Raw genomic sequence first — 13,425 nt, forward strand, 5'->3', positions numbered from 1 at the left:
GTTTTACCCGCCGATCAAGAAGTTACCGTTCTTATAAAGGACGAGTAGGAAGCGTAGCTAAAAATAGAGTGAATCGCCGATTCTTCAGCTCTCTTCCTAGACAAAAGATTTATACAGATATATCAGAATTCCACTATACGGAAATAAATTCCAAAGGAATTAAAACAAAAAGAAAAGCTTACCTTAGCCCTTTCCTAGATGGTTTTAACGGAGAAATCATTGCCTATAAGTTCCAACAGAAACCAACATTGGACTGTGTACTATTACCTCTAGAACTAGTTATTGAAGAACGTAAGAACGTAAACTATCGAATGACGATTCATTCTGATCAAGGATGGCACTATCAAAATAAGCAATATACACGACGAATAAAGCAAGCAAAAATGTATCAGAGTATGTCTCGAAAAGGAAATTGTTTGGACAATGCATTGATGGAGAATTTTTTCGGCTTGATGAAGCAAGAGATGTATTATCGACGTAGCTTTTTTAGTTTCAAAGAATTAGAATTAGCAGTGACAACTTATATTCATTACTACAATCACCATCGAATAAAAGAAAAATTGACTGGTATGAGTCCGGTTCAATACCGAATTCATACCAGCCAATTAGCTGGGTAATCTACGTACAACTTTTAGGGCGCACCTCATTCTGTCCCAGCCTCTTCTTGTAATTTCCAATTTAGAACCTAAAATAAAACACGTTCATATAAAAAAGTTATTCGTCTTCATCGTCATCTGAATCAACAGGACCATCGATTGAAATGTCTCCAGAATTTGACTGAAGATCAAAGCTTCGAGAGCCTTTTCCACGTTTATAAGAAGTTTTTTCTGTACCGTAGATCGTACTGTCGCCTAGCTTGGTTTTAGTGTTTATAGAGACGTCATATAAAATCTCATCTGCATATATTTCAATACTGCCTTGCTGAGTACGAACGTTCAATTTTTTAGGTATTTCCGAACCATATAATGAAAAATCACCGTTGACACTTTTGACATCAGCTTCTCCCTTTAGGTCCCTTGCATCGATATCACCATTTGTCGTTTCGACCGTAGCAATACCTTTGACTGTGTCTAAAGAGATAGAGCCTGAAGTACTTGTTGCTGACCAGTTTGATGCGGCAAAATCGTTGATTTGAATATCACCATTCGTTGTTTTAAATGTTGCTTTGTCTGCATTTACATCTGTATAAACATTTAGATCACCATTATTGGTTTCGATCGATAATTTTTCAGCATTGATGCCATTTGCTTGGATATCTGCATTATCAGTTGTAACAGTAACCTCTTTCGCATTAACTCCTATCAGATTGATTCTGCTAGAAGCCGAACCGTCGATAATAATTCGTTCTGCACTATCTGGAATCGATAAAGAAATCAAGGAACCTCTATCGAAAAAGCCAAAATTAAACCCTTTTAAATCAGAATTTTTTTGGTTACTCGTTGTTGAGACCAGAACTTGACCATTTTTCTCTTCAACAGCTAATGAACTTTTTATCGATACAGGACCAGAGCTGCGCGTATTCATTGTAACCTGATTTGAATTTTCTGTTACGATATTGTATTCTGCATTTCCAGAAAGAGAAAGATGAATCTCCTTTAGATTTTGGTTGTTTTTGATTGTATAGTTTTCTTTTTTTGTGTCCGTCATGGATTGTTCAGCGCGTCTAAAGTAAACAGCGCTGCCAATTCCGCCGATAATCATTGCTAATACACCTATTGTTAGGAAAAAAGCAGTAGTTTTCTTCATCTTACATTTCCCCTCTCAATACACGTATATTCCATAGGAAGTAGCGTTTTAATCCTCTACCCAAAAATCTTGTTAAAGGTGCTAAAATCAATAAACCTATAATACCAGCGCCGAAAAGGAAAATACTAACAAACATTTCGAAAGTTGCTGCATCGTTAAATCCTGAAAAGATAGAGATTCCGCCTAAAATAGGTGAAAATAAAAAGAGTAATGCCATCAACCAAAACGATAAGAGAAGCATAGCCGCACTAAAAATACACCAAAACATTAAAAGAAAATTCAATAAAATAACACCGGTTACTTGGCAAAAACGACCAAATGCGCTATGTTTGGGCCTCTCATAGGATTGATAAGTGTCATCATACGGATGTTCTGTTGGCTCTTCATAATAATCATAGCTTGCTGCAGGTTGGATTTCCTGCCAGCCATCGCGTTCTAATCGTTTTTCAGGTACTTGGATATCAAATTCCTGCAAGATCTCTTCAGCGATTGTTCTGGGTTTTCCCAGATCTTTAGCAATTTCTTCTTCCGTTTCTCCTTCAGACAGACGTTCATCAAAAATAGTTTCATACTTGTTTAAGATGAAAGCTTGCTGTTGAGCTGTTAAAGGCTTTAAATAGATTTTTAATTCAATTAAAAAATGTTCTTTATTCATCTTTTTCCCCTCATTTCGTCAAACAATCCGATTACTTCTTCTTCACTATAATTACTTTTCCTAGCAATAACAAGCCCTAAAGAAAAAAATCAGCCTAAGGTAAAGAGGAATATCAGTCTTGAGACCTAGATTTTGCACAGAAAAAAAACTAGGTATAAGATGAAGGAAGAAAATAATAAAAGAATGAAATAAACAACGTTTGAAATAAAAATTTGGAAAGGATTTATTAAAAAAATATTCTATTTTCCTTAAAAAAAGGGTATAATATGAGAAGGTATACTTTTTTAGAAAACTCGGAGGACTTATATATGGAGAAGTACAAATTATCAAGGAAAGAGCGAAGGAAAGCTGAACAAAATAAACTCGCTGCTGATCAATTAAAAAAAGGCACGACCGTTTTGAGCTCAGCAATAGTTGTTTCATCAATAGCTGCACCTATTGCCGCTCCTAAACTTGCAGAAGCTGCCGAAGACCAGACACCTAATGCACAGATTAGTTACTCAGATTCACTTACACATACAGAAGCCGTTCAAACACAAACGACAACTGACACAACTGATTCGATGACACAAGAAACTCAGGAAACAACTTCCAGTGAAGAAGTCACTGAAACAACTGATTCATCTGAATTAAATACATCAGAAACAGCTCAAAGTACTGAGGAGACGACAGAAACGACGGATTCAACGACAGAAGAATCAGAAGCACCAGAAGTTTCATTACGTTCTTTTTCGGCTCAAACAAGAAGTATCAGTCCTAGTACATTTATCGCTGATATTTCAGGACATGCTCGATCTGTAGCAGCAGCGAATGACTTATATGCTTCTGTCATGATGGCGCAAGCAATCTTAGAAAGTGACTGGGGCAGAAGTACTTTATCTGCTGCACCAAACCATAATTTATTTGGTATCAAAGGCAGCTATCAAGGACAATCTGTTACTATGCAAACTTGGGAAGTCTATAATGGAAAATGGGTTCAGGTGAACGCCGCGTTTAGAAAATATCCTTCCTATTCAGAGTCATTTAGTGACAATGCCTATGTGTTAAAAAACACTTCTTTTCAATCGGGTGTTTATTATTATTCTGGTGCGTGGAAAAGTAATACCAAATCCTATAGAGATGCTACAGCCTGGCTAACAGGTCGTTATGCAACGGATCCAAGCTATAATACAAAATTAAATAACATTATTACAACTTACAATCTAACGCAATATGATACTCCTTCTTCTGGAGGCAACTCAGGCAGTAATACAGGAAGCGGAAATACTGGAGGCAACACAGGTAGTAATACTGGTAATTCCGGTAATACTGGTAGTACAAGCGGTCAAGACGTAACGCATACTGTTAAGGCTGGAGATAGCTTATGGGCATTAGCTTCTAAGTATGGCACATCTGTTGCGAATATCAAAAGCTGGAACAAATTATCCAGTGATATGATTTATGTTGGACAAAAACTAATCGTGAAAAAAGGCTCTGGCAGTACGAATAGCGGTAGCACTGGCGGCAACAGCAGTTCAACAGGCAATACTAGCGGTTCTAGTAATACAGGATCAAATTCTTACTATACAGTGAAGTCAGGCGATTCATTGTGGGCTATTGCGAATGCGAATGGAATAAGTATTACTAATTTGCGTCAGTGGAATAATTTAAGCGGAGATATCATTTATCCTGGACAAAAACTGATTGTAAAAAAAGGTTCTGGCAGTACGAATAGCGGTAGTACTGGCGGCAACAGCAGTTCAACAGGCAATACTAGTGGTTCTAGTAATACAGGATCAAATTCTTATTACACAGTAAAATCAGGCGATTCATTATGGGCAATCGCCAGCGCCAATGGCACGAGTATTGCAAATCTACGTCAATGGAATAATTTAAGCGGAGATATCATTTATCCTGGACAAAAATTGATTGTGAAAAAAGGCGCTGGAACAAGTAGCGGAAGCAGTAATTCATCTAGCAACTCAGGTGGCTCAACAAACAACTCTGGCTCTGCGTCCGGCTATTATACAGTAAAATCAGGTGACTCATTATGGGCGATTGCCAATGCTAACGGAATCAGCTTAACCAATCTGCGCCAATGGAACAATTTAAGCGGTGATATAATATATCCAGGTCAGCGTTTAGTTGTCAAGAAAGGCAGCGGCTCGACAAATGCTTCATCTTCTACAAGTAATCAAAGTAGCAGCCAAAGTGCCGGTAGCCATAGTGTTAAAAGTGGTGATACATTATGGGGACTTGCACAAAAATATGGTACAAGTGTTCAAAAAATCAAGCAGCTAAATGGCTTATCTAGTGATATGATCTACATTGGGCAACGATTAAAAGTTAAATAAAACAATTGAAATTTTTAAAGAAGTTTGGTAGTATGAGGTCACATAACTGATACACAAACAGTGAGAAGGAATAGTAGAAAGAACCATGTTTTAGAGAGCGTATGGCTGGTGAAAATACGTACAGAAGCTTTTGAACTCGCCTTTGAGTTATTTTACTGAACCAGTCAAAGAATAGTTTTTTCGATTATTCTTGCACTTTTAAGTAGATTCGGTGACGACCGTTATATCGTTTGAGGCTTGTATTAATGCAAGTGAATTTAGGTGGTACCACGTTGTATGTCAAACGTCCTATAGGAAATATTTCCTGTAGGACGTTTTTATTGTAAATCACAGCGATTGGGAATCAGAGCTGATGATGCACAATACTTGTCGACCAGAGGGAGAGAAGTTACAAAGCGGGCCAAAACCACAGCAATTGGGAATCGGAGCTGATGATGCACAATACTTTTTGATCAAAGGGAGAGAAGTTACAAAGCGGGCCGAAATCACAGCGATTGGGAATCAGAGCTGATGATGCACAATACTTGTCGACCATAGGGAGAGAAGTTACAAAGCAGGCCAAAACCACAGCGATTGCAAAGGCATAGACGTTTTGAAGCCAAAAAAATCTATACGACGTGTAAAACGATTTTACTTAATCAAAACTGTATTTAAAAATCTTGTTCATAAATTAGGAGGAGAAATAATCGTGAGCTATGATCACAAAAAGATTGAAAAGAAATGGCAAAAATACTGGGCGAAAAACAATAGCTTTATTACCCATGATGATCCAAACAAAGAAAAATTTTATGCATTGGATATGTTTCCATATCCATCAGGTCAAGGGTTACACGTAGGGCACCCAGAAGGCTATACTGCAACTGATATTTTATCTCGGATGAAAAGAAGTCAAGGGTACAGCGTTTTACATCCAATGGGCTGGGATGCGTTTGGCTTGCCTGCTGAGCAATATGCTTTAGATACAGGGAATGATCCAGCTGAATTCACAAAGAAGAATATCGAAACATTTAAACGTCAAATCAACTCATTAGGTTTCAGCTATGACTGGAATCGTGAAATCAACACGACTGATCCAGACTATTACAAATGGACACAATGGATTTTTACTAAATTATATGAGCACGGCTTGGCTTATGAAGCGGAAGTCGCAGTTAACTGGGTCCCAGAACTTGGTACAGTTATTTCTAATGAAGAAGTGATCGATGGTAAAAGTGAGCGAGGCGGCTATGATGTTATCAGAAAGCCAATGCGTCAATGGATGCTGAAAATCACGGCTTATGCAGATCGTTTATTGGATGATTTAGAACTAGTTGACTGGCCGGAAAATATCAAAGATATGCAGCGCAACTGGATTGGTCGTTCAGAAGGTGCGAATATCGATTTCAAAGTCAAAGACAGCGATGAAAAGATTACAGTCTTTACGACTCGGGCAGATACATTGTTTGCTGCCACATACTTAGTCTTGGCACCAGAACTAAAATTAGTTGATATGATCACTACACCAGAACATAAAGCAACTGTTGAAGCGTATCAAGATGAAGTAAGCAAAAAATCTGATCTAGATCGTACCGATTTAGCTAAAACAAAAACAGGTGCCTTTACAGGTGCGTATGCAATCAATCCTGTCAATGGGAAAGAAATCCCTATTTGGATCGCAGATTATGTGTTAGGCAGTTATGGAACAGGTGCTGTAATGGCTGTGCCGGCACATGATGAAAGAGACCATGAATTTGCGACTAAATTTGACATCGAGATGGTCCAAGTGATCGAAGGAGGAGACATCACTAAAGCAGCGTATACAGGTGATGGACTTCATATCAATTCTGGCTTTTTAGATGGACTAAACAAAGAAGACGCGAATGAAAAAATGTATCAATGGCTGGAAGAAAATGAATGTGGGAAAAAAGAAGTGACCTATCGTCTACGTGACTGGTTATTCTCTCGTCAACGTTATTGGGGTGAGCCAATTCCGGTTATTCATTGGGAAGATGGTACTACAACAACAGTACCAGAAGAAGAATTGCCATTAAGATTACCTAAAACCGATGATATCAAGCCAAGCGGTACAGGTGAATCTCCACTAGCCAATATTACTGAATGGATCAATGTTGTTGATCCTGAGACTGGTAAAAAAGGAAAAAGAGAAACGAACACAATGCCGCAATGGGCAGGAAGTTCATGGTATCATTTACGCTATGTGGATCCTCATAATAAAAAAGAGCTAGCTAACTATGAGAAATTGGAACGCTGGCTTCCTGTAGACATCTACATTGGTGGAGCAGAACACGCAGTATTACACTTACTGTATGCTCGCTTTTGGCATAAGTTTTTATATGATATCGGTGTTGTGCCAACAAAAGAACCGTATCAAAAATTATATAATCAAGGAATGATCCTAGGTCAAAGCTTCCGTGACAGCCGCGGAGCTCTTGTACCAACAAATATGGTTGAAAAGCGTGATAACATTTGGGTGAACATTGAAACAGGTGAGGAGCTGGAAGAAGCACCTGCAAAAATGAGTAAATCCTTGAAAAACGTCGTGAATCCTGATGATGTTATTGAAACATACGGTGCAGATACATTAAGAATGTACGAAATGTTCATGGGACCTTTAGATGCATCAATCGCTTGGAGTGAAAATGGTCTAGAAGGCAGCCGTAAATTCTTAGATCGTGTCTGGCGTTTGATCGTCGATGAAAATGACAAGATGCGCGACCGTATTACAACTGTTAACGATGGTCGTCTAACGAAGGTATATAATCAAACAGTCAAAAAAGTAACAGAAGATATGGAAAATCTGCATTTCAACACAGCGATCTCTCAATTGATGGTCTTTGTTAATGAAGCAAATAAGGTCGATGTTTTACCTTACGAGTATATAGAAGGATTTGTTCAGTTATTAGCACCAATTGCTCCACATATCGGTGAAGAGCTTTGGGCAATTCTTGGCAATGAAGAAAGTTTAACAAACGTTCCATGGCCTGTTTATGATGAATCAGCATTGATCGAAGATGAAGTTGAAGTGGTATTCCAAGTCAATGGAAAAGTACGAGCAAAGCTAAATGTTCCTAGAGGCTTAAGTAAAGAAGAGCTTGAAGCAAAAGCTTTGGCTACAGAAGAAATTCAATCATTCATCGAAGGCAAAACAGTACGCAAAGTCATTGTAGTACCTGAAAAATTGGTGAACATCGTAGCAAATTAACTAACTATAAAATAATGAGTGGCTAGAAGTCTTGTATCAAGACTTCTAGCTTTTTTTGTGGAGGGGTCTATACTTTTTTTATCCAACAAACCATGAGTATGTCAAAAGTGATGTGGTATTGTATTCAGTAAATCAGTTTTAGAAATTCGTTGTAATTCTATTGTAAATAATTGGAGTACAAAGAATTTTATTTTACGATAAATAAAGACCTCATAAAGTATGGAGGGAAATGAGATTGATAGTACCTAGTATTACAAAATGAATGACAATGGTACAAAAGTAAGAAACATGAAAAGGACGTTGCATCTCACTTGTTTCTCGTCAAGAGGACTAAGTGATGAGGAATTACTCGAGTAGAAAAGTAATCTAAAATCGCATAATTTATGATAGAAAGTTTCATTTACTTCAAGGTAAAAAGACTTTGAATGTTAATTAGCTATATGTTTATATCTTACAAAATGTGATGAAATAGGTTGTGTATTATGATATTATAAAAGAAGGAGGAGAATCAGCTGAGATGGTGGATGAAGAAATAATAGAGTCTTCATGAATAAAAAGAGGTTTAAGTAACAAGTGAATTAATTCTGTTGGGTAAATGGTGTTTAATGAAGAATAAAACTATAACAATTAAATTAGGAGAATATAAAAATGAGGAAAATGATATTTGCAATGTCGATATCCATGCTTATATTGACAGGTTGTACTGTTGGAAAAGCAAATGAAACGAAAATAATTGCTCATAGAGGAGCTCATATTGCTGCACCTGAGAATACTCTTGAAGCGATTGAAAAAGCTGATGTCTTAGGGTATTCGGGTGTTGAAATTGATGTTAGAACTAGCAAGGATAGAATCAACTTTTTGATGCATGATGATACTTTAGATAGAACAACCAATGGGACAGGAATAGCAGAAACTTTTACTATAAAAGAACTGAAAAATTTGACAATAAAAACTGAAGAATATCCGGAATTTAAAGGTAAGATAGTAAAAATTCCTACATTTGAAGAGACAGTTAAAGCTATTGCCAAAACGAAATTGGAAGTGAACGTTGATGGATCTAAAGGTGATTGGGCGAATGAAAAATTTGTTGATTCAATAATACAAACATTGAAGAAATATAAAGTCTATGATCGATCCTTTTTTGTATTGAGCAACAAGGAAATTCGAGACAATGTGGTTGAGAAATACTCGGATGCAACTGTTTCATGGCTTTATGATAGTAAAAATAATATTGATGATGAAATAAGACAAGTTAAGGAGTATGAACATTCATTATTATCTATATCAAATTCTCAAGCTGATAAACAAATGCTAAGAAAGCTAAGCCAAGCTCAAATAAAATATCAAGTATATGGAGTAAATGATGCTGAAAGGATTCAAGAACTTCAGAGGCAAGGTGTTCCAATCATAGAAACAGATAAAATTGATCCTACGAAATTGGAGTAATTAATTTTTGTCAAAAAACGAAAAGTAGTGTATTTATAATTCGTAATCAGTTACAATATATATGAAGGAGGAAACAAATGAATAATATGTTAATGACGCTTTTTGGTGTTATGATAATTGGTACTTTTTCAAGCGAAGAAGTTTTTAGTGTTGATAATCTTAATAAGCCAACATCAGGTAACCAATCAGAAGTTTTAAAAGAAGACGTACCACTCGAAAATCAAGCAATAGGAATCAATCTGGATCCTGTGCAAGATTCAATAAATGGGGAGGTAGGTAGTGAGGGGAGTTTGGATTTAGGCTTTTTTGAAGACATTAAGCTAGAAGGGATATACACTGAAATAAAAGATAATCCCTATATAGCGCTGGAAAGTGATGGTACATGGAGAGCATTAAAGGTAGGAAATACAAAAATAGTTGTAGGGGTAGAACTATCTCAAAATACATTAGATGCTATCAAAAATAAGTACCCTAATCGAGAGGTTATATATCCGTCAAAGCCACCTAAGATTTTAGAAGTCAAAATAGGAAAGTCAATTTCTATAAGATATAATTTTTCACCAAGTTCTATTGAAACCGAAATTGGTGCTACAGGAGTAATTAGTGTAGGAGATTTTGAGGATATACCTCTAACAGGAACCTTTAAAGAAGTGAAAGATAATCCTTTTGTGGAAGTTCAAAAGGACGGTACATGGAAAGCGCTAAAAGTAGGTGAAACAGCCATTCTACCAACATTTAGTTTGTCAGAAGAAAGTTTAAAAAAAATTGAAGAAAAGTACCCAGATAAACAGATTATGGTACAAGAAATTCAACAATTTATTCCTGTGAAGATTAATGATCCGGCTAATTCAGTGAAAGACAGAATAGGCATTCGTCTAGAACCTCTTGAAAATGAAATTGTGGGTATGGTAGGTGAAAGCGGTCATTTAACGTTAGGTGAATTTGAGGGAATCAAGTTGGAAGGTGTATTCACCGAAATAAAGGACAATCCATATATAGAAATATCAAGTAATGGTACATGGAAAGCACTTACAGCTGGAGAGGACGCTATCTATGTTGGAGTTGAGTTATCAGATAAAACAGTTAAAGATATTAAAGAAAAGTATCCTGATAGAGAAATCATATATCCCGAATTACTGCCGAAGAAGATAAAAGTAAGTATAAAAAATTTAACTACACAAACGAATCAGAATGCTGGTGTTCAAACTAGTAATAAAGGGAGCTCAACTAAAACAGGTGAATTGCCAAAAACAGGTGAGTCACAAAGTCAATTTGTTTTTCAAATTTGGGGGTTAAATTTGTTAGCAATATACACGTTTACAACTTTGTTTAAAAAAATATTTTAGGAGAAAAAATGAAAAAATATCTATTAATGTATTTGAGTATTTTCTCAGTTCTTTTTGTGTCTAATCAATTTGTTTATGCAGAAGATTCTGAGGTTAGTGTTTTTGATGTTGAGCAAAATATGGAGCTTGAGGAGAATATAGTTGAAGATGTGACTCTTGAATCTAGTGTCTTTGAATCTTCATTACCCATTGAAGAATACTCAAGTGCATGGGTTGAGGGAAATGCAGTTCCAGAACCATATGGTATTATTGGTTCAGATGACCGCTATCGAGTAGATACCACAAAATATCCGAATAGCGCTGTTGTCAGACTAGGTTTTTCTAATGGTATAAGAGATTATGCAGGAACAGGATTTTTAGTTTCACCAGACACAGTTGTAACAGCAGCTCACTGTGTCTATTCGAATGGACGATGGACTATTAATGGATTGAAAATTCAACCGGGTTATGATAGTGGATACCTTCCTTTTGGTCAAACTTCAGATATAAGATCAGTTTATATTTTAAAGAGTTGGAAATCTGGCGGTGGTGCTTATGGCAGTAAATATAATACAAAAGATGATATTGCTGTTATAAAGTTAAAGAAAAAAATAGGAGATAGAACGGGTTACTTTGGAATGAGGCAGGCTGTATCAGGTAACGTCAATGTAACTGGTTATCCTGGTAGTAATAATGCTACTGATAAGAATAAGTATGGTAAGATGTATTCCTCATTCGGACCTATAGTAAGCAGTACGTCATATGAACTAAGTTATAGAATTGATACGACATCGGGACATAGTGGAAGCCCAATTCATACACCAGATCATTATACTGTTGGTGTTCATGTTGGGGGCGGTTCGGTAATGAATGACGGAGTCAGGTTTAATGATGAATACTATAATTTTGTTAAAGGTATTAAGGATCAGTATGTTGCTAAACAATTTAATAAGAATGTTACAGTCACAAAGGAAGGAACCACTATTTGGGGAAACTTTGACTGGAATAATAAAAAGGGAAACACGACTGGAAAGTTAGGAAAAGTTTATAAAGCCAAATATGTCTATAAACTAGATAACAATAATAGTTACTACTCACTATATAATGTTGATGGCTCATGGGCAGGCTACATTAATTCTGGAGCTTGCACAGAAGTGAAATCACAGTCTCTAAATAAGAATGTAACTATAACTAAAGAAGGTCTGACGTTGTGGGAAAACTTTTTCTTTTCAGGCAAAAAAGGAAATACAGCTGGAAAGTTAGGGAAAGTTTATAACGCCAAACTCACATATACCTTAGGGAATGGAGTAAAATACTACTCGTTATATAATGCTGAAGGATCGTGGGCAGGATATATCAATTCTAGTGCTGCCAAAGAACTTAAAGCTGACACGTTAAATAAGGATATAACCATAACAAAAGAAGGATTTACCACATGGGGAAATTTCTATTTTTCTAACAAAAAAGGAAATACCCAAGGATCATTGGGGAAGGTATACAAAGCTAAGTATACCTATACATTAGGAAATGGTGTGAAGTATTATTCTCTGTACAATAGTAATGATTCGTGGGCTGGCTATTTAAATGCTAGTGCTGCAAAGGAATTAAAAGCCGAGGCACTTAATAGAAATATAACAATTGCAAAAGAAGGCTACACAATCTGGTCAAACTTTTATTTTAGTGCTAAAAAAGGAAACACAACTGGAAAGCTAAAAACTAAATATAATGCCAAGTATGTATATACTCTAGGAAATGGTGTCAAATACTACTCTTTGTATGACAGTAGTAATGTATGGTCGGGCTATTTGAATACAGGTGCAGCTACAAATGTTAGAAGCCTGATGAATTCAGGGCAAACAAGCGAAAGTTCAACAAGTGAGAGTGTTCCAGAACAAGAATTTAGTGATGGAACAGAAGAAAATATAGATCCAGAATTGGAGACAATGATATCCAGCAACTCAGATAATATAGATCCAATAAATGATTAACTCTGTGTTATATAAAAAAGCGAATAGAAATATTTTTAAAACTTTGAATTTACGATTATTGGCATGATTTGTCTGTATTTATATGTTCATTTATGTAAAACTAAGTAAATGTAGGTTGATAAAAAATGCTATACTTGCAAGCAAAGTCTAGCTGAATTGCAGTGATGTGTTCAAATATCGTAGCAAATTAACTAACTATAAAATCATGAGTGGCTAGAAGTCTTGTATATCAAGGCGTCTAGCCTTTTTTGCTAAATTCCTTTAAGGTATTTATTTTAGTTGTTGATTGTGTGCTGAATTCCAAAAGCTAAACAAGGCTTTGCACATTGAAAAACTTCATGCTACAATAAAAAGACAAAGAATAAAGGTGGTGAATAAGTACGATGGTCAACATGTCAAAAATAACAACAAGTATTTCGTTTTTATTAACGTATCTGGCTTTTTGTCATGTCATTATTTCCAATTTTTTATTCCAAGGCACAAGTGTGTCCAAAATAGGATAATCAATTGAATAAAACAGACCATTCAGACTTATTTACTTAAAGATAACTCGATATAAAATAACGAAACATGCAACGAAATGCTGCATGTTATGTAAGTGATGATGAAGGTTGAACAACTAGTTGTTCAACTTTTTTGTGTACCCTGAAATCATAATAAAAGCGCAGCGATCGAAGTGAAATCTACAAGAGTACAGCGTTATCACATGGATAGTTAAAAGGCTTGAAAC

The 13,425-nt window shown here is 36.0% G+C and carries 9 protein-coding genes and 1 other annotated feature; of the genes, 7 read left to right on the forward strand and 2 right to left on the reverse strand.

Features of this window, described 5'->3' with window-relative positions; translation table 11 throughout:
* On the forward strand, positions 1 to 617 hold a 617-nt coding region (locus tag BCR25_RS03730), incomplete at its 5' end, for an IS3 family transposase (protein WP_069662284.1).
* Between the two features lie 97 nt (positions 618 to 714).
* Here BCR25_RS03730 and BCR25_RS03735 read toward each other — a convergent pair.
* Together BCR25_RS03735 and BCR25_RS03740 are read right to left on the reverse strand one after the other, a co-directional pair.
* Positions 715 to 1,746: a DUF4097 family beta strand repeat-containing protein gene (locus tag BCR25_RS03735; protein WP_069662285.1), complete on the reverse strand. Its 1,032-nt coding sequence runs from the start codon at positions 1,744 to 1,746 to the stop codon at positions 715 to 717.
* A gap of 1 nt (position 1,747) precedes the next feature.
* Positions 1,748 to 2,401 carry a DUF1700 domain-containing protein gene (locus tag BCR25_RS03740; RefSeq protein WP_069662286.1) on the reverse strand — a complete coding sequence of 218 codons (654 nt, stop codon included), beginning with the start codon at positions 2,399 to 2,401 and terminating at the stop codon, positions 1,748 to 1,750.
* Positions 2,402 to 2,709: 308 nt separating this feature from the next.
* Between BCR25_RS03740 and BCR25_RS03745 the strand changes: the two genes are divergently transcribed.
* The 6 genes from BCR25_RS03745 (at position 2,710) to BCR25_RS03765 (ending at position 12,695) form a co-directional block, all read left to right on the forward strand.
* Complete coding sequence (locus BCR25_RS03745) at positions 2,710 to 4,734, forward strand: muramidase family protein (RefSeq protein WP_069662287.1); 2,025 nt, start codon at positions 2,710 to 2,712, stop codon at positions 4,732 to 4,734.
* 51 nt (positions 4,735 to 4,785) lie between these two features.
* Positions 4,786 to 5,028: a binding site (T-box leader), on the forward strand.
* A 58-nt stretch (positions 5,029 to 5,086) separates the two neighbouring features.
* Positions 5,087 to 5,245, forward strand: a complete 159-nt coding sequence (locus BCR25_RS20280; protein WP_169818981.1) for a hypothetical protein — start codon at positions 5,087 to 5,089, stop codon at positions 5,243 to 5,245.
* A gap of 177 nt (positions 5,246 to 5,422) precedes the next feature.
* A complete protein-coding gene (leuS, locus tag BCR25_RS03750; protein WP_069662288.1) occupies positions 5,423 to 7,936 on the forward strand; it encodes a leucine--tRNA ligase in 2,514 nt (837 codons plus the stop codon).
* A gap of 648 nt (positions 7,937 to 8,584) precedes the next feature.
* Positions 8,585 to 9,382, forward strand: coding sequence for a glycerophosphodiester phosphodiesterase (locus BCR25_RS03755; protein ID WP_069662289.1), 798 nt, complete (start codon positions 8,585 to 8,587; stop codon positions 9,380 to 9,382).
* Between the two features lie 77 nt (positions 9,383 to 9,459).
* Complete coding sequence (locus BCR25_RS03760) at positions 9,460 to 10,728, forward strand: LPXTG cell wall anchor domain-containing protein (protein WP_069662290.1); 1,269 nt, start codon at positions 9,460 to 9,462, stop codon at positions 10,726 to 10,728.
* 8 nt (positions 10,729 to 10,736) lie between these two features.
* Complete coding sequence (locus tag BCR25_RS03765) at positions 10,737 to 12,695, forward strand: trypsin-like serine peptidase (RefSeq protein ID WP_069662291.1); 1,959 nt, start codon at positions 10,737 to 10,739, stop codon at positions 12,693 to 12,695.
* The last annotated feature ends 730 nt before the right edge of the window (positions 12,696 to 13,425 follow it).

Origin of the sequence: Enterococcus termitis, from assembly GCF_001730305.1 — a bacterium.
GTDB classification, from domain to species: Bacteria; Bacillota; Bacilli; order Lactobacillales; family Enterococcaceae; genus Enterococcus_L; species Enterococcus_L termitis.

What these genes read in the sequence shown, in the direction of transcription:
- BCR25_RS03735 (WP_069662285.1), bottom strand. Translation starts at nt 1,746, where the DNA reads ATGAAGAAAACTACTGCTTTTTTCCTAACAATAGGTGTATTAGCAATG.
- BCR25_RS03740 (WP_069662286.1), bottom strand. Translation starts at nt 2,401, where the DNA reads ATGAATAAAGAACATTTTTTAATTGAATTAAAAATCTATTTAAAGCCT.
- BCR25_RS03745 (WP_069662287.1), top strand. Translation starts at nt 2,710, where the DNA reads ATGGAGAAGTACAAATTATCAAGGAAAGAGCGAAGGAAAGCTGAACAA.
- BCR25_RS20280 (WP_169818981.1), top strand. Translation starts at nt 5,087, where the DNA reads ATGATGCACAATACTTGTCGACCAGAGGGAGAGAAGTTACAAAGCGGG.
- BCR25_RS03755 (WP_069662289.1), top strand. Translation starts at nt 8,585, where the DNA reads ATGAGGAAAATGATATTTGCAATGTCGATATCCATGCTTATATTGACA.
- BCR25_RS03760 (WP_069662290.1), top strand. Translation starts at nt 9,460, where the DNA reads ATGAATAATATGTTAATGACGCTTTTTGGTGTTATGATAATTGGTACT.
- BCR25_RS03765 (WP_069662291.1), top strand. Translation starts at nt 10,737, where the DNA reads ATGAAAAAATATCTATTAATGTATTTGAGTATTTTCTCAGTTCTTTTT.